Origin of the sequence: Beijerinckia sp. 28-YEA-48 (assembly GCF_900104955.1) — a bacterium.
Lineage (GTDB): Bacteria > Pseudomonadota > Alphaproteobacteria > Rhizobiales > Beijerinckiaceae > Terripilifer.
On sequence record NZ_FNSI01000001.1, the window covers coordinates 4,556,835 to 4,578,819 of the forward strand.

Sequence of the window (21,985 nt, forward strand, 5' to 3'; positions counted from 1 at the left end):
GGCTCGCATGGATGAAGCGGGGCGGCGCGATGGTGGCGCGCCATGTCCGTCTGCATGTTGTCTGTCAGCGTATGGGGACAATGGGTCGGAGCTGAGGCGGCCGTCGCCGGCAGGCGTGCGCATGTTGCGTCGTCGCACGGCTTATCTCGCGGCGACTTCGTTGAGTGCTCTGGCGGTTTCCTGGCTGGGTGTGGATCAGGCCGCAGCTTGTTCGCCGAGTTCGCAAGTGCCCTATACCCTCGATTGTAGCGGTGCGCGGGGCGCCGACGATTTCAGCAGTTCCAACGGCCAGGACGGTGGTGACGGCGGGAAGGCCAACGCCACGCTTTCAAATAGCATCACGACCAGCCACCCCACTGATCCGTTTACCGGCGCCGTGACCATTACCGCACGAGGTGGTGATGGCGGTAACGGCAAGGATTACACCACAAGTCAGAATCACTGGGGCGGCAACGGCGGCAACAACGGCACGATCAGCCTTTCGGCTGAGAATATCACCATCACCAATCAAGCTGGCAATGGTGTTGTACTTGATGCTTCGGGCGGCAACGCCGGCTCTTATGCTTTCGGCACTCCCGGGGAGTCGACGCTTTACGGGTATGGCGGCAGCGGCGGTATCATCGACGTCAATCTGCAAAACGTGACGATTAATGCCCATGGCATTTATGCTCTGGTGGCCACGGCCAACGGAGGCTATGCGGCGCCTGCCTCGATCCGAGGCCTCGGCGCCAATCCCATGGGCGGTGAAGGTGGATTTGGCGGCGCGATCATCGCGACGATCTCGGGCGACATCACCAACCCCGCCGGCGTCGGTATGGCCTTTCAGGCGATCGGGGGTCGCGGTGGCGATGGCACTGGCGATGCCTCTCATCCGGCCGGCTATGGTGGCGCGGGCGGCACGATCAACGTCACCTATTCGGCGGGCTCCATCAAAACCATGCAGGCGGGTATTTATGCGCTGAGCCAGGGTGGCGGCGGCGGATCGGCCCAGGACGGATATCAGACTCCAGGCGGCGCGGACCTCGGCGCCGGTCAAATCCATATTGTCATCGGGGCCGGCGCCTCTATCGTGACCACGGGCACCACCAGCAGTATTGGCGACGCGGAGCACATTGCCGACGGTGTCTTTGCGCAAAGCCGGGGCGGCGACGGCGGCAATGGCGGCAGCAGCGGCGTTTTCAATCCGATCACCGGTAAGCCGGGCGGCGATGGTGGAGCCGGCGGTGCCGTCAACATCCAGAATTATGGGTCCATCTCGACGTCGGGTTTCTCGGCGCGTGGGATTGTCGCGATTTCCGAAGGTGGTCGCGGTGGCTCTGGCGGCTCGGATACCGGCATCATCTATTCACATGGCGGCAGGGGCGGGGCCGGCGGAAGCGAAGGCGACGTTGTTGTCGACAATTATGGCACCGTTCGAACGACGGGTGATCGCGGCTCCGGCATTGTCGGCCAAAGCCTTGGCGGTGGTGGTGCGACGGCGGGTTCGGCGGGCGGTGGCTTCGTCTCCATCGGCGGCTCTGGTGGCAACGCTGGCAGTGGTGGCTGGGCCGTGATCAAAAACCGCGCTGGCGGCTCCATCGAGACCTATGGCAGCCAAGCCAATGGTCTTGTCGGACAAAGTATCGGCGGCGGCGGCGGTGACGCCGGCGGTGCCTTCGCCATCGGCGTCTTGATCCCCCTGACAGTCAGCGTTGGTGGCACGGGTGGTGTCGGCGGCGACGGGGGCGTCGTCAACATGGAGAACGATGGCCAGATCACGACCCATGGTCATCAGTCATACGGCATTCTGGCGCAGAGTATCGGCGGCGGCGGTGGCAATGGCGGGACGGCAACGTCGGATCAACTCGTGCTCGCGCCGCCCAATCCGTCCGGGATCAGCATCGTCAGCCTGAATCTTGCGATCGGTGGCAAGGGCGGCAGCGGTGGTAGCGGTGACCACGTCAGCGTCGATAACTATGGGCGTATCGTCACTTACGGATCGCAGTCCCATGGAATCGTCGCACAGAGTATCGGCGGTGGTGGCGGCAATGGCGGTTCCGCGACGGTCAACAGCATTACCGTGTCCCCCGACATATCCCTTTCGGTCAGCGCCGCCGTCGGTGGTGATGGCGGCACCGGCGCCATGGGTGGCGGCGTCAGCGTCTATAATGATGCCGCTGGCATTATCTCGACACTCGGCAGCGGTGCGGTCGGCATCTTCGCGCAGAGCATTGGTGGCGGGGGTGGCAACGGTGGCAGCAGCATCAGCCATGTCGGCGGTGCCGCACTTGTTAAGGGATACTCGCTCGACGCCGGTATTTCCGTAGGCGGCAATGGCGGCAGCGGTAATGTCGGCGGCGCACTCGACGTGATCAACTATGGGTCCGTCACCACGGAAGGCGATCATGGCTATGGCATTTTCGCGCAGAGTGTCGGTGGTGGCGGCGGCAATGGCGGTAACAGCCAGGGCTTGTCGAGTTCAACACCGGTGTTCCGTTCGACGATAACGCTTGGCGGTATGGGCGGCAGTGGTAACCATGGCAGCGCCGTTTCGATCTCGAACCACGGCGCCATCACCACTTACGGAGATTACGCGGCCGGCATCTTCGCACAGAGCATTGGCGGGGGTGGTGGTAACGGCGGCCAGGCCAGCGATGTCGCGAGCTCGACCTTTCAGTCGGCCTTCTCGGATGCGAACGCCCTGCAGAACGTATTGCTGGCCATCGCCAAGGGTGTGTTCAATTTCATTCCGGGTGGCGACCCCAACAATCCCGCTCCGCCCGGACAGCTTTCCTCCGTCAATGTCAATGTTGGTGTCACGGTTGGCGGTGGTGGCGGCAGTGGTAACAACGGCGGTTATATCGAAGTCGACAATAGCGGCTCTGTTGATACCTCCGGCGCCAATTCTCCGGGTATCATCGCGCAGAGCATCGGCGGTGGTGGCGGCAATGGCGGAGCGGTCAACTCGGCCTCCAACATGTCTCAGACGCAGATGATCTTGGATCTTCTGGCCGGCGTGGCCAAGGGTGGCGCTACGATCTATGGCGGACAATATTCGCCGAGCCTTGGGTTCCAGTTTTCGATTGGCGGTTATGGCGGTTCTGGTGGCGATGGCGGAACTGTGATCGCCAACAACTCCCATACGGTTATAACCCGAGGCGATAATTCGCCCGGCATTCTCGCGCAGAGCATTGGTGGCGGCGGTGGCAATGGTGGCGGTGTCGAAAAGCCCCTCAGTTCGCTCTTGTCCAACGCGGACAGTCACGCTGCCGATATCGTCAACAGCATCCTCAAACTCATCCCTTACAACGCCAGTCTGACGACCGGATTCTCGGTGGGCGGGTCGGGCGGTGCTGCCGGCGATGGTGGTTCCGTCACGGTCAACACGAGCGGTACGATCGTCACCGCGGGCGCCAATTCCGACGGCATCTTGGCGCAGAGTATTGGCGGTGGCGGCGGCAATGGCGCCCATGCTGCACCGATTAACGGCGACAGTTTGGTCGATCTGCATCTTGAAGCTGGTGGCAGGGGTGGCGGCGGCGGTAAGGGTGGAGCCGTCTGGGTCGAGGTTCAGCCCAACGGCGGCGTCCACACTGTCGGGGCAAACTCGATGGGCATCTTGGCGCAGAGCATCGGCGCTGGCGGTGGCAAGAGCACCGAACGCATTGGCGGCGGCTTTGGCATCATCAATCCCCGGCTGAGCGGCAATTGGTACAGCGGCCTTGGCGCGGATGGCGCTTCTGGGGCCGGCGGCTCCGCAACCGTGCAAGTCGATGCGGGCGGCCAGGTGCAGACCGAGGGCGTGCTGTCGCACGGCGTCATGGTTCAGAGCATTGGCGGTGGCGGCGGCACCACGGTGATGACCTTCGATCTGCCGGTTGCGCCACCGGCGCCGACGCTGGATGCGGCGGATGCGAAGACCAACACCTATGAGCTCGGCGCCAATGGCTCCGGCGTGCGGGGTGATGGCGGAGCAGCGACAGCGACAATCGCGGGCTCTGTCCAAACGTCGGGCGCGCTCGCCTTCGGCGTTCTGGCGCAAAGCGTCGGTGCCGGCGGCGGCTATTCGGCTGTCGTCGATGGCAAGGATGCGGCGACGACGCCCTTTGATCTCCGGCTGAACGCGACTGGAGACGCCGTTGGATATGGCGGCACGGTGTATGTGAAGGCTGAAGCTGGCGGCAGCATCGCGACCAGCGGCCAGAATGCCTTCGGCATCCTGGCGCAGAGCGTCGGCGGTGGTGGCGGCGTGGCCGGTCTGACAACGAAGTCCGGCCTGGTGACTCTGATCACCGGTTCCGGGCATGGTTTCGGCGATGGCGGCACGGTGAATGTCGATGTCGATGGCCGTATCCAGACAACTGGCGATGGAGCGGCCGGCGTGGTCGCGCAAAGCGTCGGCGGCGGCGGTGGTTTGGCCGGCAATATGGCCAGCGTCACCTACGATCTCAATCTGATCAAGGATGCCGGGGTCAGCGGCGGTGCGGGCAACGGTGGAACCATCAACATCAATGTCATCGGCAATGGTGCTGGGGACACGGGTCATCCGGGCTCCATCAGGACGAGCGGTGCCAACGCGCCCGCTATTCTGGCGATGAGCCTGGGCAGCGGCGCCGTTCTCTCCGATGCTGGTTTGTTGTTGCGCCAACCCTGGGAAGGGGCGGGGAATGCTGGCGGCAATATCAACATCAAGGTGGACCAGAGTGCAGACGTCATCGCGCAAGGACTGAATTCGCCGGGCATCTATGCGGTGAGCGTCGGCAATTCCAGTTCCGGCCACCGGGGTGGCGCCATCGACATCACGGTGGGAACGGCTTCCACCGTCAAGGGTGGAACGGGGTCGGGTGCTGGCATCATCACCAACACGACCGGCATGACGACGATCACCAACAGCGGCACCATTGCCTCGCTTGGCAATGACGCCATCGTCACGGCGGGCAACGCGACGATCAACAACGCAAGCAATGCGAGCATCAACGGCAATATCCGGGTCGGCGGAACGGGCACTTTCACCAATGCCGGTGACTTCTCCCCCAACGATACGATCGATCTGGGCGTCAACGGCCTCTTGACCAATTCAGGCTATCTGGATCTCACCAACAGCGGGCAATATTACGTGACGCGCCTGACGGGCGGCTTCACGCAGACAGCCGACGGCAACCTGGTTGTCGGCCTTGATTTTCTGAACAATCGCAGCACTCGGCTTTCCGTGAGTGGCGAGACGAATCTGGCGGGCACGATCGATTTCGATACGCGCAATCCGTTGAAGGGGCGGTCTCTGGCAATCGGTCATTTCGATACGCCGGTGTCGAATTTTTCGGCGCAAAGCAGCGATCTGGACGGGCTGCCAATCAATTACGCGTTGCAATTAAGTGCGGATCGACGCGACCTTTCGGTGTCGGCCACTGGTAATTTCCGTAACGCGGCCGCGGCTCTTCCGGCGGATCGTTTCAATACCGCCAATTATCTCCAGGCGCTTTGGGATTCGGGCTATACCGGGGCTGCACCTCTGTTCACCTATTTCGCTCAACTGACCAGCGCCAAAAGCTATGGCGATATGCTCGCCGGCTTGGCCAACGATGCGACGCACAGCCGTCTCGCCGCGCAAGCGCATCATTCCTATTCTTTCTTCAACACGCTGATGAGCTGCCCCTATTTCCTCAACGGCAGCACCCAGCGCAGCGAAGGCGAATGCGTCTGGGGGCGCGTCACCGGCAATCGCGTCAATCGCTCTGGCACGAGCGACGACACCGGTTATCGCGCCACTGTGGCGACCTACCAGATCGGCGCGCAACGACAGATCGCCCGCGACTGGTTCCTCAGCGGCTCGCTGAGCTACATGGCGAGCGACACCAAGTCCGACGCAAGCGCCGTGGCCATCACCAGCAACACGGTCAATGTCGGTGCTGCTCTCAAGCGGCAGGTCGGGCCTTGGCTGTTCGCCGCCGCCGTGCGTGCCGGCTATGAGAGCTCCGACATGACGCGGCGAGTCTTCCTGCCGGGCTTTTCCGCTGTGGCGCGGAGCCATCCGCAATTCGTGCATCTCGGCGGCCGGCTGCGGGCGGCTTACGAGTTCTCGTTCAATAACTGGTATCTCAAACCGTTCGCCGATCTCGATGTCAGCTTTGTGCGTCAGTCGGCCTATCGCGAGGCCGGCGCAGGGCTGTTCGATCTGGCGGCTCTGGCGACAAGCCGCACCAGTGTCATGGCGACGCCGGGCCTTGAGATTGGCGGTCGGATCAATGTCAGCAAGACCATGACGTTGCGGCCCTATGTGATCGGTGGCGTCAGCTTCCTGGGTAATGGTGGCTGGGTGGCGCGGATGCAGCTCGCCGATTTCGCCGCCAGCGGCATCGCGCCGTTCCAGATCACCACGGGTGCGCCGAAGGTCTATGGCAATCTGACCGCCGGCCTGGAACTGGCGACACAGAGCGGTTTTGAGTTGCGCGCCGAATATAGTTTGCGCGCCGCTCAGCGCTATATCGATCAGACCGCCTCGTTGCGGGCGGCGCTGCGGTTTTGAACGACCGCGCAACCTCCAGTTCGGGCGACAATGTCTTGTTCAAGCAAAGCGGCGCGGTAGCGTACCTCGTAGGACGCTTAAACGCGCTGCACAGCCTTTTCGAAAAGACACAATAGAAAACAACGAGTTCTAAAAATCCAAAGCAAGGCTTGTGCATGTCGGCGTTTCGGACCAGTCTACGGAGGATGCAACAGGCTCTCCTTTCGGTGCGAAGCGCGAAGGCCGATGACATTGCCGGCCTAGCCGACGTCTATGCTGCTGCGTGGGTTCACGCCTATCGCGGCATCATCCCTGGGCGCGAACTCGATCGCATGGTGCGCCACCGCGGTGCGCGCTGGTGGCGGGCGGCGATGCAGCGCGGCAGCGGCCTGCTCGTCGCCGATTTTGAAGACAGTGTCGCCGGCTATGTCAGCTATGGTCGCAATCGCGATGCCTCGGCGCGCTACAGCGGTGAAATCTACGAGCTTTATCTCTTGCCGGAATTTCAGGGTCTCGGCTTTGGTCGTCGCCTGTTCCGCACCGCCCAGGACGATCTGGCGCGGCGCGGCTATGCCTCGCTGGTGGTCTGGGCCCTGGCGGAGAACGAACTCGCCACCGGCTTTTATGAAGCCATGGGAGGCAAGGTTTCGGGCAAGGCGCTTGAATATTTCGGCGCGAAAGTGTGCGAGCGCGTTGCCTTCAAGTTCGAGCGCTAGCTCGCCAGCAGGTCGTGCACCATCGGAATAACCTTGCGACCGTAGAGCTCGATGCTGCGCATCAGCTTACTGTGCGGCAACGGGCCGGCGCTGTATTTCATGTCGAAACGGTCGATGCCGAGGTCCTTTACGGTCGCGGCGATCTTGCGGGCGACGGTTTCGGGCGCGCCGACATAGAGTGAGCCGTGGGCGATCTCTTGGTCGAACTGGGCGCGGTTTGTCGGCGGCCAGCCACGCTCAGCACCGATGCGGTCGTGCATGCGCTTGTAGCAGGGCCAGAGATCTTCGCGCGCCTGCTCGTCGCTGTCGGCGACATGGCCGGGCGAGTGCACGCCGATCGGGAGCGCTGGCTTCTTGAACTCGGCCAGCGCCCGATGAAACAGATCGACATAGGGATTGAAGCGGGCGGGATCGCCACCGATGATGGCGAGCATCAACGGCAGGCCGTAGTGCGCGGCGCGCACCACCGATTGCGGGCTGCCACCAACTCCGATCCATGTCTTCAAGGTGCCGCGTTCGATCGGCGGATAGACGCGCTGCTTGTCGAGCGGCGGACGCACGCTGCCATGCCAGGAGATTTCCTGTTGCGGCAGCAACGCGGCAAACAGATCGAGCTTCTCCTCGAACAGTTTCTCGTAGTCGTTGAGGTCGAAGCCGAACAGCGGAAAGGATTCGGTGAAGGAGCCGCGCCCGAGAATGACTTCGGCGCGGCCGTTCGAGGCGGCATCGAGCGTCGAAAAGCGCTGGAACACGCGGATCGGATCATCGGATGAGAGCACGGTCACGGCCGAGCCAAGCCGGATGCTTTTGGTGCGCGCGGCGATAGCGGCCAGCACCACTTCCGGCGCGGAAATGGCGAAATCGCTGCGGTGATGTTCGCCCAGGCCAATGAAGGCGCAGCCAACCTCGTCGGCCAGGACAGCCTGGTCGATGACATTGCGAATCACCTGGGCGTGCGGCAGCAGCTCACCATCGTCGCCGAAGGTAACATCGCCGAAGGTGTCGAGGCCGAGTTCTAGGGGGCGCTGGGTCGCGTCATCAGTCATGAGGCGGGGATCCGAAAGAGGCGGGAAGCTGAAAGAGGGTCGCCCCTTATTTAGGTTATCGTTCGCTCAGTGCAAGCTTGGCTCCGAGCGCCACGAAAGCGGCCGCGAAAGTCCGCCGCATCCAGGCCAGCACCGTCGGGCTCGACAACACCCTGTCACGCATCGTTGACGCGAACAGGCCGTAGAGCGTGAAAATGACGAAGGTCGCCAGCATGAAGACGCTCGAGAGCACCATCATCTGCGCCAGTACATTCGGCTGCGCAGGGCTGATGAATTGCGGCAGGAAGGAAACGAAGAAGATCGACAGTTTCGGGTTCAGCAGGTTGATCAGAATGCCGTCGACGATAACCTGCCAACGGCCGCGCGCATCGTTTCCTGCGTCGATCTTCATCGACCCCCGTTCCTTGAGCATCGCCCAGGCCATGTAGAGCAGATAGGCCACGCCGGCATATTTGACGATTTCGAACAGAAGCGCCGAGGCATGCAGCAGCGCGGCCAGTCCGGTCATCGCCGCCAGCAGATGCGGGACGATGCCAAGCGTGCAGGCGAATGCGGCCCAAACGCTCGCCTTGGCGCCGCGGTTCAAGCCGGCGGCGATCGTATAGGTCGCGCCGATGCCGGGTGAGGCGACGATAATGAGCGTGGTGATGAGGAATTCGGGAGACATGATGCGCAACCCTTTGCACAGCGGCGCCCCCGAGGGGGCTAGCGAGAGCCGCGTTTCAAAAGAAAAAGCCCCTGCTCGCCGAACATGTTCCAGACCCACCAGGGCGCGGTGAAGCCCAGAGGAGCACCGAAGCGGTTGAGCGCCTCGGCCCGTTCGATCTTGGCGCCCACTTCATCGACCAGACCGACGAAGTCGCGAATGGTGCAGAAGTGAATGTTGGGCGTGTCGTACCAGGGGTTGGAGAGAATGCCGGTCATCGGCATCTTGCCCTTGACCAGCAATTGCAGACGCAATTTCCAATGGCCGAAGTTTGGAAACGATACGATGGCATGGCGACCGACCCGCAGCATGTGTTCGAGAACCACCTTTGGGTGGCGGGTCGCCTGGATCGTTTGCGACAGGATCACATAGTCGAAACTGTCGTCGGGATAATCGACAAGGTCGGTGTCGGCATCGCCCTGGATCACCGACAGGCCCTTGGCGACGGCTTCGTTGACGCCGCTCTTTGACAATTCGATGCCGCGTCCGTCGACGCCATGCTTGTCGGTGAGCAGGCGCAATAGTGCGCCGTCGCCGCAGCCGACATCGAGCACGCGCGTGTTGTCGCTGACCATGCTGGCAATGAGGAGATGATCGAGGCGGCCTTCGTTGCCGAAGGACGGAACGTTGATGCCGCCCGAGCGCGTCACGGTGTCGGTCATCAGGACGATTTTACCTTTGGTGGGAGACCGCGTGCCCGCGCCGCCGCTTCGAGGAAGCCGCGCGATGTAGCGAAGAGTTCCGGCACGTTGAGCAGAAAGGCATCGTGGCCACGATCGGTTTCGATCTCGACGAAAGACACCGATGCGCCGCTGGCATTCAGCGCATGGACGATGGCGCGCGATGCCGATGTGGGAAACAGCCAGTCGGACGTAAACGAGGTGACGCAGAAGCGCGTGCGGCTGCCTTTGAAGGCGTTGGCGAGCACGCCGCCGTAATCTTCAGCGAGATCGAAGTAATCCATGGCGCGGGTGACATAGAGATAGGAATTGGCGTCGAAGCGCTCGACGAAGGTCGAGCCTTGGTAGCGCAGGTAACTTTCGACCTGGAAGTCGGCGTCGAAGGAGAAGGTCGGGGCTTCGCGGTCTTGATATTTGCGGCCGAATTTGCGCTGCAGCGCTTCGTCGGAGAGATAGGTGATATGCGCGGCCATGCGCGCGACGGCGAGGCCCTTCTGGGGCCTCACGCCCTGGTCGAAATAGCGGCCAGCGCGCCAGTCGGGATCGGCCATGATCGCCTGGCGGCCAACCTCGTGAAAGGCGATGTTCTGCGACGAATGCCGGGCGGCCGCGGCGATCGGCATGGCGGCGAAGACGCGCTGCGGATACAGCGCCGCCCATTGCAGTACCTGCATACCACCCATGGAGCCGCCGGCGACGCAGAACAATTGATCGATGCCGAGGTGGTCGATCAGCATCGCCTGGGCGCGCACCATGTCGCGAATGGTGACGACCGGCAGGTCGAGGCCATAGGGCTTGTCGGTGGCCGGATTGATCGAGGTCGGGCCAGTAGTGCCCATGCAGCCGCCGACCACATTGGAGCAGATGACGAAATAGCGCTCGGTGTCGATCGGCCGGCCCGGGCCGACCATGGTGCCCCACCAGCCCGGCTTGCCGGTAACCGGGTGCACATTGGCGACATGCTGGTCGCCGGTCAGGGCATGGCAGATCAGGATGGCGTTGGACTTGTCGGCATTGAGGGTGCCGTAGGTCTGGTAGGCGATGGTGAGGGGGGCGAGCAGGACGCCGGCGTCCATGGCCAGGGGCTGGCTGGCGGGAAAATGGGCGAATTGGCTGGGAATGTCGTCGGGGGCGGCCGTGGACAGGGGCGCATCCGCCGGGAGCGTTCCGGTACCTGCCACGCTTAACGTCCTTTCGATCGCGTATCGTTCTCTATTTCGAACGCGTTGTACGATATATAGGTGTCGCTCCAGCGGTAAGTCAAGGCAAGAGGGCGCTTCGGGGCAAGCCTTAAACTCTATTCCTTTGCCTTCGGCGGGGTGCGTGATTATGACATTTTCCGCCGCCCCATCGTGTTCAGGCCGTGAAACAAGCTATGTCAGCAGACCTCAAGCCGAAATCTGGTTCTTCTGCCGCCGATCCCGTGGTGGATCTGGCGACGCTCCGCGTCGATATCGACCGGATCGACCAGGAGATGCATGAGCTGCTGATCGAGCGCAGCGCCATCATCGACAAGTTGATCGCCATCAAGGCGTGCCAGGGCGGTGGATCGGCGTTCCGGCCCGGCCGCGAGGCTGAAATGATGCGCCGCCTCGCCATCCGCCACCGGGGCTTGCTGCCGCTCGACACTGTCGAGGGCATCTGGCGCATCATTATCTCGACCTTCACCTATGTGCAGGCGCCCTACAGCGTCCATGTCGATACGGCGGCGGGCGACGCGATGATGCGCGACTCCGCCCGCTTCCATTTCGGCTTCACGGTGCCCTTCATCCCCCATTATGGCGCCTCTGGCGTCATCGACGCGGTGGCGTCATCGCAAGGCGATCTCGGCATGGTGCGCATGGACAGCGGTGCCATGGCGCAGCCGTGGTGGCATCGCCTGGCGCCGCCCGAGGCGCCGAAAATCATCGCCCGCCTGCCCTTCGTCGAACGGCCCGATCATCCAGCCGGCGTGCCGGCCTTCGTGCTGTCGCTGCCGCTCGCGGAAGCGGCTTCGCGCGACGTGGTGATCTACGAGGCGTCGATCACGCGCTGGCGCGATGCCTTGCCGGAACTGGTCGGGCGTGCCGGCGGCGAAATCCTGGGCAATGTCGGCAGCGAATGGGGCCTGTCGCTGCTTTTGGCCATGCCGGGCGATGTCCCCCTCGCCAATGTCAAAACGCTGTTCGCGCAGGCCGGACATAGCGATGTGCGCCTGGCTGAAATCGGTAGCCATGCCTTGCGACATCAAGTGCACCGACATTCCACCGACATCTGATTTCACCTTTTCTGACGCATCGACGTTTCCGGAGTTTCTGATGACAACCACCCTGTCTCGCCCCGCCCCGCGCGCCGGCATTCTCGACATTGAAGCCTATGTGCCTGGCAAGAGCCCGGCCAAGGGCAGCGGTAAGACCTTCAAACTATCCTCGAACGAAACGCCGTTCGGGCCGTCGCAGGCTGCATTCGAAGCCTATCAGGCCGCCGCCAAGACGCTTGATCTCTATCCCGATGGCGCGGCGCGCGTGTTGCGCGAAGCCATTGCCGCGCGCTTTGGCCTCGATGCCAATCGCATTGTCTGTGGCTGCGGCTCAGACGATCTGCTGCACTTGCTGGCGGCGGCCTATATCGGGCCCGGCGATGAAGCGATCATGACCAAGCATGGCTTCCAGATCTATTACATCGCCATTCAGGCGGCGGGTGGTACGCCGATCATTTCGGAAGAGAAGAATTACACCACCGATGTCGACGATATCCTGTCGCGTGTCACGGAACGCACCAAGGTTGTCTTCATCGCCAATCCGAACAATCCGACTGGCACCTATCTGCCGTTCGAAGAGGTGAGGCGCCTGCATGCCGGCCTGCCGCCGCATGTGCTGCTGGTGCTCGATGCGGCTTACGCGGAATATGTGCGCAAGAATGACTACACCTCAGGTCTCGAAATGGTGTCCGAGTTCTCCAACGTGGTGATGACGCGGACGTTTTCGAAGATCCACGGCCTGGCGGCTGTGCGCATCGGCTGGATGTATGCGCCTGAAGAGGTTTGCGACATCATCAATCGCGTGCGCGGCCCGTTCAATGTCAGCGGTCCTGGCCTGATGGCCGGTGCGGCGGCGATCAACGACACCAAGCATGTCGAAATGTCGGCGGCGCATAACGAGAAGTGGCTCGACTGGCTGACGCAGGAAGTGCGCACGGCCGGCCTCGAAGTGACGCCGAGCGTAGCCAATTTCATTCTGGTGCATTTCGGCCAGAAGCCAGGCTTCACCGCCAAGGAGGCCGAGGCCTTCCTGGGCCAACGCGGGCTCATCGTGCGCGGCGTCGGCTCCTATCACCTGCCCGATGCAATCCGTATCACCATCGGCACTGACGAGGCCTGCCGCCTTGTTGCCGAGGCGCTGCGTGATTTCGCCAAGCATGGTGCGAAGGGTGGCTGATAGCCAAGACCACGCGCCGCTGTTCGACCGGATCACCATCGTCGGTGTCGGTCTCATCGGCTCGTCGATCGCGCGAGTGGCGCGCGATCGACATCTCGCCCGTCACATCGTCGCTTGCGACAGCGACAAAGCGGTGCGCGAGCGCGTGGTCGAACTGAAGATCGCCGATGAGGTGATCGAGGACGTGGCGCAGGCCTGCGCCGACTCAGATTTTGTTGTGCTGTGCGCGCCGGTCGGCGCCAATGCGGCGATCGCCGCCGCCATTGCCAAAGTATTGAAGCCAGGCGCTATCGTCTCCGATGTTGGGTCGGTGAAACAGGCGGTGGTCGATGCAATCGCGCCGCAGCTGCCCAAGGGCGTGCATTTTGTGCCGGCGCATCCGGTGGCGGGCACCGAATATTCCGGGCCCGATTCTGGCTTTTCGACGCTGTTCATCAATCGCTGGTGCATCCTGACGCCGCCTGAAGGCGAGGATGAAACGGCGATCGACAAGGTGCGCCGCTTTTGGGAAGCCTGTGGTGCCAATGTCGAAGTGATGTCGCCTTTGCATCATGATCTGGTGCTGGCGATCACCAGCCATGTGCCGCATCTCATCGCCTATAATATCGTGCGCACGGCCGACGATCTTGAAAGCGTGACGCAGTCGGAAGTGATCAAATTTTCCGCTGGCGGCTTTCGCGATTTCACCCGCATAGCCGCCTCCGATCCGACGATGTGGCGCGATGTCTTCCTCAATAATAAACAAGCCGTGCTGGAAATGCTCGGTCGCTTTCAGGAAGATCTGGCGTCGCTGCAGCGGATGATCCGCTGGGACGATGGCCAGGGCCTGTTCGATCTGTTCACCCGCACGCGCGCCATTCGCCGCAGCATCATCGCGCAGGGACAGGAGACCAATGCCGCCGACTTTGGTCGTGGCAGTGCGCCGCCGCCAAAGACATAGAGCCTAATATAGTGGGCGCAGGCGTACGGGCGCGCGCACGGGCCCGATATAGACGCCGCCATTGCGCAGGGTGACCGGCAGGCGCAGGCCGGCAGGTTCCGTCTTATCCGCGCCAGGAGAGCGCCGGCGCATCAGGCTCTCGATCGCGGTGAGGCCCGTGGGAATCCCAAAGCGGGTGAGCAGTGGCTCGATGCCGGCAAAGCGCGCGCTGATATCGCCGGCCAGTCGATGGGACTCATCAAGTGTCAGACGGCCGCTGGCTTCCGCCGTCGTGTCGCCCTTGGAAAAGCGCAGGCTGTTGATGACGAAAGCGCCGCCCAGCAGGCGAAATTCGTCAAGCCGCTCTTCCAGCGGTCTGTTGCCGAAGGGCGAAAACTGCGACAGCCGGCCCTTGCCGTCGAGATGTGTCGCTTGGCCGTTGGCGATGAAGGAGTCGACCGCGGGCGAGGCCACGCCAGCGAGCGTGAAGGCGATGTCATAGGCGTTCTGATCGGCGGTGACGTCGGCGGCCTGGGTGATGTCGACCGACAGATGATCGATGCTCTCGATCTCGCCGTCGGGCATCAGCGATTTGCCGGTGAAAGCGAGTTTGTCGCCGGTCAGGCGCGCGGCGACCGGGCCGCCCGAACCGAATCTCAGTTCGGTGTGCAGATCTTGCCAGGAGACAGCGCTTGCTTGGCCTTCAATGTCGACGTTGAGCGGCGCGATGGCTTCGAGCAGCAAAGTGCGCGGTGCCTGCGCCTCGGCGCGGGCGATGAGATTGGGCAGGGTGGCGGAGAAGGCCTTGCCGGCATGGGTGCCTGACACCCGCGCGTCCTTGCAGGTGATGCCCAGGGTAAAGGGGAAGCCGAAGGCGTTCTGCTCGCCACAGGTCCAGGTGCGGCCGCGATCGGCCTCTGCGCTCATCCATTGGCCCAGGTGGTGACGGGTCAGGAGCAGACCGCCGTACCAGACAAGGGACCAGATTGCGGCGAGCGCGATCAGCAGGCCGAGGGCGAGAACGGGAAGTCTGGCCTTGCGGCTTGGCATTTCAACGGGGCTCCGGAGTTTCGCAGACAGTGGCGGGCATTCGCCGGGGCGGCAAGTGCGTTTGGTCAGTGCGTTTGGTCAGTCAGGCCTGTCCTTACCGCAGATGCACCAGACCGTGCAAAAACGGCCGATTTACAGCGGGGAAGGGCGGCTATATGTCCAGCGCCATGACGACGGCCAAGGCGACCACGATGACCACGGCGCACGATTTCTGGGTGTTCGGCTACGGCTCGCTGATGTGGCGGCCGGGCTTTCCGTTCGAGGAAAAGCAGATCGCCTCGGTTCATGGCTATCATCGATCGCTGTGCATCTATTCGCATGTGCATCGGGGCACCCAGGAGATTCCAGGGCTGGTGCTCGGGCTCGACCGGGGCGGCTCCTGCCAGGGCGTGGCTTTCCGCGTGCGGGCGGAGAATTGGGACGAGGTGATCGCTTATCTGCGCGAGCGCGAGCAGGTCACCATGATCTATCTCGAGACCTTCCTGCACGTGCGCCTCGCCACAGGCGACAAGGTGGCAGCCGTTGCTTACGTCGTCGATCGAAGCCATCAGCAATATGCCGGTCGGCTGGAGCGGGACGAGCTGATCCGTCTCGTGCGCCAGGGCAAGGGCGTGTCGGGTGACAATCCAGACTATGTGGTCAGCACTTATCAGCACCTGCGCGAGATCGGCGTGCATGATGCGACCTTGGCCTGGCTGGCGAAGCATCTCGCGGCGAATTGACGGATGATACGAAGGTTGGGCAGAAGGCTCAGCCTTCCTTCACCATCAGTTGCGCCAGCGATGGGTCCTTGGCGATAGCCTCAGTCATCAGCCGGTTGGAGGCGTCCTCGATGACGGTTTGCAAGCGGGTGAAGAATTCCTCGCGCGGCAGGCCGGGGGGAATGACCGGCAGAAATTCCACGACGATGGTTCCCGGCCGGCGCAGGAAACTGCGGCGTGCCCAGAACAGGCCGGAGTTCATGGCGACGGGCAGGCAGGGCATGCCGGTTTCCATATAGATCTGGGCGATGCCGATCCTGTAGCGCGGGGGCGCGCCTGGCGGGCGGCGCGTGCCTTCGGGAAAGCAGAGCAATTGCCGGCCCTGCGGCGGGAGCTTTTTGGCCTGCTGGATAATCTGCTCCAGTGCCGATCGGCCGCTGGCGCGGTCGATGGCGATCAGGTCGGCGCGCTTGAGATACCAGCCAAACAGCGGCAGCCACATCAGCTGCCGCTTCAGGATGATCGAATAGTCGTCGAAGAACATTTCCAGCGCGAAGGTTTCCCAGATCGACTGGTGTTTCGGCGCGATGATGAGTGCGCCCTTGGGAATATTCTCGAGGCCACGAAATTCAGCCTTGGTGCCGCAGATTTTGTCGAGCAGCCAGAGCGAGGACTTGCCCCAGATCTTGCACAGCCAGAAGACCGAATAGCGGTTTGTCGCGAGCAACGGCAGGCCCAGAATCATGATGATGATCAAGTTCAGGTAAAACAGCACGTTGAACAGGGCCGAGCGGATGTAGAGCATGTCACGCCAATTGTGTTGAGGGCCTGCTTTTATAGCATTTTCGGGGGAAGGAAATGCGCCAGATCGGTCAGTTCTTCTTCAGTTCATGCGCCGCAGGCGGTGCAGCACGACCGAGCGCGACATGGCGGCGGTGAGCAGAGCGATGCCTGCCGAAATGACGATGATCGTCAGATAGCCGACAAAACCGAGGGAAAAACGGCCGAACATTGCTTCGACCTGGCTTGCCTCGGGGCTGGCGATCCACCAGGCGGTGAGGAGGCCAGCCAGATAAAAGATGACCAGGGCGCTGACGCCGCCGATCAATCCGCCCCGCAGACCGAGCTTGAGGAAATGGCGCTGGAATTCGGCGGCGATGAACCTGTTTCGGGCGCCGACGAAATGCAGGACATCGATGATCTCGCGGCTGCCGGCCATGGCGCCACGGGTGGCGAAGGCGACGGCCAGCACCATGGCGAGCAGCACCAGGAGCAGGATGACGACGGCGACGACGACCAGTGCTCGCGACATGGTGCTGAGGCGGTCGAGCCAGAGGTGATGATCGTCGAGCGCCGCGTTGGGCACCTGCTGGCTCAATTGCGTGCGCAGGGCGCCGAGATCGGGCCGGGCATCGTCGGCGAGTTTGAGCACGATCAGCCGTGGCACCGGCAGTTCGCTGAGATCGAGCCCGGCACCGAGCCACGGCTCCAACAGTCGTGAAGATTCCTCGCGGGTAAACACGCGCACGTCGGCGAAGCCTGGCATCCGGGCGATCGCCGCCGCCTTGCGCACATCGGCTTCGATGTCGCGACCGAGCTGCGGTTTCACCTGAATCGTCATTTCGCGCGAGATCGCGGAATTCCAGTTCTGCGATGCCTGATAGATCAGCATGGCGCCGCCGCCCGTTAGGGTGGCGAGGAAAGTCATAATGGCGATGACGATGACGAGTGCCCGGCTGGCGGTGCTGTCGGCGGGAATCAAGGTCAGCCGCGGTTTGGAAAAGGCCTGGATCGACCGCTTCAGCGGGCTTTCGCGCGATGGCGGGGCCACCGCTTCCGGGCTGGAGGTGTCAGTCATAGATGTGCAGCCGTCCGTCGCCGAGTACGAAGCGCCGCGCGCTTTCAAACTGATCCATCAAGGCCAGATCGTGGGTGGCGATGACGACGGACGTGCCCGATTTATTGAGCTCCATGAATAGGCGCAGCAGCCGGCGGGCCAATGTCGGATCGACATTGCCCGTGGGCTCGTCGGCGAGCAGTAGTTCTGGCTGCACGATCAGGGCGCGGGCGATAGCGGCGCGCTGCTTCTCGCCGCCTGAGAGCACCGGCGGATAGGAATGGATGTGGTCGCCGAGGCCGACCCAGCGCAATAGTTCGATCACCTGCGGGCGATAGGTGCTCTCCTCCTGGCCCTGGACGAACAGGGGCAGCGCCACATTCTCATAGGTGGTGAGGTGATTGAGCAGGCGGAAATCCTGGAAAACCACGCCGATGCGGCGCCGGATCGCCGATATGTCGTCCTTCGCCAGTTGTGAGGCATCCTGGCCGAAGAGCGAGATGAAGCCGCGCGTCGGCTTCAGAGACATGAGAATCAGGCGCAGCAAGGTGGTCTTGCCGGCGCCCGAAGGGCCGGTGAGGAACTGGAAAGACTGCGGTTCCACAGAGAAACTGATGTCTTTGAGAACTTCCGTTCCCATGCCGTAGCGAAGGCCGACATTCTCGAAGCGAACCAAACCCGACCTCGTTTATCGGTGCGCCGATACCGTATCGGCGCGCTGCGAATCTTTAACCGGAATTAACCATAACCGTCGATGATCACAACGTCGCCAGACGAATCCCCGGCGCCCTCCAAACGGTCCCATTAGATGAATTCTCAGTCGATCACCACGTTCTCTCCCGATCACTCTTCCGATTACCTGCGTGTTGTCGAGGTTGAAGCCGATCCGTACTCGGTTGAGCATGGGTCGGCCGAGCTTGGGCAGATTGAGCTTGGGCAGGTCGAACATCGGTTAGTCGAGCATGCGCGTGACGATATGGCGTTCGACGTGCTCATTTTACGTGATGAGCAGTTTAGGCCGCGCTCGGTGAGCTTCAAGGGTGTTGCGCCGGTTGTACCGTCGTTTCCGGAGGTTCCAGTCCAGAGCCGCGCCGCGCGTCGGATGGCACCGCAAGCCCGCCCATTGCGGCGCTGGCCGGGTCGCGTGCCCTTGGTGGCCGCCGTCGCTCTGCTTGGTTTGTCGAGCGCGGCATTGGCTGGCCGGCATCAGCTGGCGGCGATCGCGCCGCCGACGGCGAGTGTGTTCAGCGCCATCGGACTGCCCGCCAATACGCTTGGCGTGGAACTGCGTGGCGTGAAGGCGTCGCTGCATGAAGCCGATGGTCAGAGCTATCTGATCGTCGAAGGCCAGATCGCCAATCCATCCAAAGCGCGCCGGAAAATCGGTGAGCTGCAACTCCTCCTGCAAGACAATGGCGGCCGCGAGATTTACCGCTGGTCGATGGCCGCGCCGGTGACACGTCTCGATGGTGGCGAAACCGCGAGTTTCAAAACACGCCTCGCAGCGCCGTTGCGTGAGGCCAGCGACGTGCTCGTGCGTTTCGCCAAGCGCGGATAGAATCGACGGTTGAAAAGCGATGGCTGAAAAAGGTGTTTTGCGTCCGCGGTCCTTAGTGGCGCAGGCGCTGGGGCGGATAGACGGGCCAAGCGGCGCCATCGTGTTGCCGATCCATGTGGCCAGTACCTATGAGCGCGATCCCGACAATGGCTACAGCCGTGGCAACAGCTATGGCCGGGCTGACAATCCCACCGCTCGTCATGCGGAAGAGATTATCTGCAAGCTCGAAGGCGGCGCCGAGGCGATGGTGTTGTCGTCGGGCATGTCGGCGGCGCTTGCGGTCTTTCTGGCGCTAAAGCCGGGTGATCGCATCATCGCGCCCACGGTTCTCTATTGGGCGTTGCGCCGCTGGCTGATGCAGGACGCGACCAAATGGGGTCTCGTTGTCGATCTCGTCGATATGCGCGATCTGGCAGCGCTTGAAGCCAGCCTGAAGCGCGCACCGACCGCGTTGGTGTGGATCGAGACGCCGGCCAATCCGCTCTGGCACGTCTGCGATATCGCCGCCATCGCCAAACTGGCGCATGCGCACGGCGCGTTGCTGGCAGCAGACTCGACCGTGGCGACGCCGATCCTGACGCGGCCGCTCAGTCTTGGCGCCGATATCGTCATGCATTCGGCGACCAAATATCTCAACGGTCATAGCGATGTGATCGCCGGTGCGCTGGTAACGACCACGATCAATGAGCTGTGGTCACGCATCGCAGCGGTGCGCAGCGCGCACGGCATGATCCTGGGCCCGTTCGAAGCGCATCAATTGATCCGTGGCATGCGTACGCTTGATCTCAGAGTGCGGGCCTGCTGCGAATCGGCGCAAGCTATCGCTGAAACTCTGTCAGTACATGCGCAGATCGATGCAGTGCTGTATCCGGGTTTGCCTGATCATCCCGAGCATGCCATCGCCGCGCGGCAGATGCATGGCGGCTTTGGCGGTATGTTGTCCATCCGTTGCCATGGCGGCGCTGAGGCCGCGATCAAGACTGCGGCACATGTGCGCTTGTGGAAACGTGCCACGTCGCTTGGATCGGTCGAGAGCCTCGTCGAACATCGCGCCAGCGTTGAAGGTCCGGGCACGCCCTGCCCCGACGATCTGTTGCGGCTATCGGTTGGCATCGAGGATCCGGAAGATTTACTCGATGATCTCGATCAGGCGCTGCGGGCCTAGGCTTCTTCCAACAGTCGCCGGCCGATGACATGGGCCTGAATCTCGGCAGCCCCTTCGAAGATCGACAGGATGCGCGCGTCGCAGAGCAGGCGCGAGGCGGGATGTTCGAGCGCGAAGCCGGTGCCGCCGTGGATCTGCACGGTGCTGTCGGCGGCTGCCCAGGCGACGCGTGCGGCCAGCAGTTTCGCCATGCCGGCTTCAAGATCGCAGCGCCGGCCGAGATCCTTGGCGCGGGCGGCGAAATGGGTGAGCAGGCGGGCGGCGAAAATCTCTACCGCCATCATCGCGATCTTGTCGCTGACGCGGGGAAAATCCATCAGAGCCTTGTTGAACTGGCGCCGTTCGAGCGCGTAGCGCATGGCCAATTCGAAGGCCGCGCGCGCGACGCCGATGGCGCGGGCGGCGGTCTGGATGCGGGCTGATTCGAAGGTCTGCATCAATTGTCGAAAGCCGCGGCCTTCCACCTCGCCGAGCAGCGCCGATGCCGGCACCACGACATCGTCGAACATCAGTTCGAATTCCTTCATGCCGCGATAGCCCAGCACTTCGATCTCGCTGCCGGAGAGACCTTGAAGCGTGAAAGAGTCGGCGTCGTTGCCACGCGGCTTTTCGACGAGAAACATCGACAGGCCATCGTGGCGTGCTTCAGCCGATCCGGTGCGTGCGAGCACCAACATCAGATCGGCGCGCGCCGCATGGGTGATCCAGGCCTTGGCGCCGCGCAACAGATAGCCGTTTGCGGATGGGGTGGCGCGCAGGCGCAGGCTGGCGAGATCGGAGCCGGCGTCCGGCTCGGTAAAGACGGCGGTGGTGATGATCTCGCCCGAGGCGATGCCCGGCAGGTATTTTTGTTTCTGTTCTGCTGTGCCGCCGGCGAGCAGAAGCTCGGCGGCGATTTCGGAGCGGGTGCCAAGCGAGCCGACGCCGATATAGCCGCGCGACAATTCCTCGGTGACCGCGCACATGGCGGTCTTGCCGAGGCCGAGGCCGCCGTAGGATTCCGGCATGGTCAGGCCGAAGACGCCGAGGCTCGATAGCTCCGTGATGATATCGAGCGGGATATAAGCATTGTCGCGGTGCCAGCCGTGCGCGTGCGGCGCGACTTTTGTTTCGACATAGCGAAAGATCGTTTCGGTGATCGCCGTCAGATCGTCGTCCGCTCCATCGTTGAAGAGCTGCGCCGGCTCGGCCTGGCGCAGCGCTCGCATCAACGCGGCCCGGGTTTCCGCTGTGTTGCCTTGGGCGATCAGTCGTTCGATGGCTGATGTCTGATAGGACGAGGCTTCCGCTGCCGAAAAGCCGAAATCGCTAGGGCGGGCGATTTCCGATTGGCTCATTGGCAGGCCGCCGAAACATTGCGCCAGATATTCGCCCGATAGGATCAGGGCCATCAGCTGCGTCGTCGCGGAGGCCTGCCCCTGCGCTTCGGCTTGTTTGAGGTGATCGCAGATCTCCTGCAATACTTGGCGATAGGTCGCGAGCCAGGCGAGGCCGTGCAGGGCGCGTTGCTCGGTGTCAAGCCGGCTGGCTGCGCAGGCCGCATCGTGCCCCAGTCTTTTGCGAACACGCGCCCTGGCGGCATCCTCGAAATGGGTCAGGGTCGTCACGGCGTCGGGCAGAAGGGCCAGAAGCGCGTCCACGTCGCTGTGTGGTTCGCTTGTCCGTGCGCGCATCGCCCTCTCCTCATACAAAAAAAACCGGGCGACGCTA

The 21,985-nt window shown here is 62.7% G+C and carries 17 protein-coding genes; 8 read left to right on the forward strand and 9 right to left on the reverse strand.

Annotated features, from left to right (window positions below):
* The first annotated feature begins 121 nt into the window (after positions 1-121).
* Positions 122-6,502, forward strand: a complete 6,381-nt coding sequence (locus BLW50_RS21415) for an autotransporter outer membrane beta-barrel domain-containing protein (protein WP_139267701.1) — start codon at positions 122-124, stop codon at positions 6,500-6,502.
* A 185-nt stretch (positions 6,503-6,687) separates the two neighbouring features.
* Complete coding sequence (locus BLW50_RS21420; RefSeq protein WP_090706370.1) at positions 6,688-7,197, forward strand: GNAT family N-acetyltransferase; 510 nt, start codon at positions 6,688-6,690, stop codon at positions 7,195-7,197.
* On the opposite strand, the gene BLW50_RS21425 is transcribed toward BLW50_RS21420, so the two are convergent.
* From BLW50_RS21425 to BLW50_RS21440, 4 genes are read right to left on the reverse strand one after another with little or no spacing between them, the layout of a single operon-like run.
* Positions 7,194-8,243 (reverse strand): LLM class flavin-dependent oxidoreductase, encoded by a 1,050-nt coding sequence (locus BLW50_RS21425; protein ID WP_090706372.1) that lies wholly within the window; start codon positions 8,241-8,243, stop codon positions 7,194-7,196. The genes BLW50_RS21420 and BLW50_RS21425 overlap by 4 nt on opposite strands.
* A gap of 55 nt (positions 8,244-8,298) precedes the next feature.
* Positions 8,299-8,910: a LysE family translocator gene (locus BLW50_RS21430; protein WP_090706374.1), complete on the reverse strand. Its 612-nt coding sequence runs from the start codon at positions 8,908-8,910 to the stop codon at positions 8,299-8,301.
* Between the two features lie 38 nt (positions 8,911-8,948).
* Positions 8,949-9,611, reverse strand: coding sequence for a methionine biosynthesis protein MetW (gene metW / locus BLW50_RS21435; RefSeq protein ID WP_090706376.1), 663 nt, complete (start codon positions 9,609-9,611; stop codon positions 8,949-8,951).
* On the reverse strand, positions 9,611-10,774 hold the full coding sequence (locus BLW50_RS21440; protein ID WP_280141540.1) for a homoserine O-acetyltransferase MetX: 1,164 nt from the start codon (positions 10,772-10,774) through the stop codon (positions 9,611-9,613). Before BLW50_RS21440 ends, metW begins: the two co-directional genes overlap by 1 nt.
* A 230-nt stretch (positions 10,775-11,004) precedes the next feature.
* On the opposite strand from BLW50_RS21440, the gene BLW50_RS21445 reads away from it, so the two are divergent.
* Genes BLW50_RS21445 through BLW50_RS21455 form a run of 3 tightly spaced genes read left to right on the forward strand, consistent with a single transcriptional unit; the run spans position 11,005 to position 13,985 of the window.
* The gene (locus BLW50_RS21445; RefSeq protein WP_090706378.1) at positions 11,005-11,886 is read left to right on the forward strand and encodes a chorismate mutase; all 882 of its coding nucleotides are present in this window, start codon (positions 11,005-11,007) and stop codon (positions 11,884-11,886) included.
* A gap of 40 nt (positions 11,887-11,926) precedes the next feature.
* Positions 11,927-13,045: a histidinol-phosphate transaminase gene (gene hisC / locus BLW50_RS21450; RefSeq protein WP_090706381.1), complete on the forward strand. Its 1,119-nt coding sequence runs from the start codon at positions 11,927-11,929 to the stop codon at positions 13,043-13,045.
* The gene (locus BLW50_RS21455) at positions 13,026-13,985 is read left to right on the forward strand and encodes a prephenate/arogenate dehydrogenase family protein (RefSeq protein WP_090706384.1); all 960 of its coding nucleotides are present in this window, start codon (positions 13,026-13,028) and stop codon (positions 13,983-13,985) included. The genes hisC and BLW50_RS21455 overlap by 20 nt, the downstream gene beginning before the upstream one ends.
* 3 nt (positions 13,986-13,988) lie before the next feature.
* Here BLW50_RS21455 and BLW50_RS21460 read toward each other — a convergent pair whose 3' ends face one another.
* On the reverse strand, positions 13,989-15,014 hold the full coding sequence (locus BLW50_RS21460; RefSeq protein ID WP_090706386.1) for a DUF2125 domain-containing protein: 1,026 nt from the start codon (positions 15,012-15,014) through the stop codon (positions 13,989-13,991).
* A gap of 155 nt (positions 15,015-15,169) precedes the next feature.
* Here BLW50_RS21460 and BLW50_RS21465 point away from each other — a divergent pair, with 155 nt between their 5' ends.
* Positions 15,170-15,736 carry a gamma-glutamylcyclotransferase gene (locus tag BLW50_RS21465; RefSeq protein WP_244544337.1) on the forward strand — a complete coding sequence of 189 codons (567 nt, stop codon included), beginning with the start codon at positions 15,170-15,172 and terminating at the stop codon, positions 15,734-15,736.
* A gap of 28 nt (positions 15,737-15,764) precedes the next feature.
* On the opposite strand, the gene BLW50_RS21470 is transcribed toward BLW50_RS21465, so the two are convergent.
* The 3 genes from BLW50_RS21470 to ftsE form a co-directional block, all read right to left on the reverse strand.
* On the reverse strand, positions 15,765-16,520 hold the full coding sequence (locus BLW50_RS21470) for a lysophospholipid acyltransferase family protein (protein ID WP_090706388.1): 756 nt from the start codon (positions 16,518-16,520) through the stop codon (positions 15,765-15,767).
* A 78-nt stretch (positions 16,521-16,598) separates the two neighbouring features.
* Positions 16,599-17,573, reverse strand: a complete 975-nt coding sequence (locus BLW50_RS21475) for a cell division protein FtsX (protein ID WP_090706390.1) — start codon at positions 17,571-17,573, stop codon at positions 16,599-16,601.
* Positions 17,566-18,228 (reverse strand): cell division ATP-binding protein FtsE, encoded by a 663-nt coding sequence (gene ftsE / locus BLW50_RS21480; protein WP_090706393.1) that lies wholly within the window; start codon positions 18,226-18,228, stop codon positions 17,566-17,568. Before ftsE ends, BLW50_RS21475 begins: the two co-directional genes overlap by 8 nt.
* 132 nt (positions 18,229-18,360) lie before the next feature.
* Between ftsE and BLW50_RS21485 the strand changes: the two genes are divergently transcribed.
* Together BLW50_RS21485 and BLW50_RS21490 are read left to right on the forward strand one after the other, a co-directional pair.
* Entirely contained in the window at positions 18,361-19,110 is a 750-nt protein-coding gene (locus tag BLW50_RS21485; RefSeq protein ID WP_090706395.1) for a hypothetical protein, read from the forward strand.
* Between the two features lie 19 nt (positions 19,111-19,129).
* A complete protein-coding gene (locus BLW50_RS21490) occupies positions 19,130-20,275 on the forward strand; it encodes a trans-sulfuration enzyme family protein (RefSeq protein WP_090706398.1) in 1,146 nt (381 codons plus the stop codon).
* Here BLW50_RS21490 and BLW50_RS21495 read toward each other — a convergent pair.
* Positions 20,272-21,948 carry an acyl-CoA dehydrogenase family protein gene (locus BLW50_RS21495; RefSeq protein WP_090706401.1) on the reverse strand — a complete coding sequence of 559 codons (1,677 nt, stop codon included), beginning with the start codon at positions 21,946-21,948 and terminating at the stop codon, positions 20,272-20,274. The two genes, BLW50_RS21490 and BLW50_RS21495, sit on opposite strands and share 4 nt — an antisense overlap.
* Positions 21,949-21,985 lie beyond the last annotated feature (37 nt).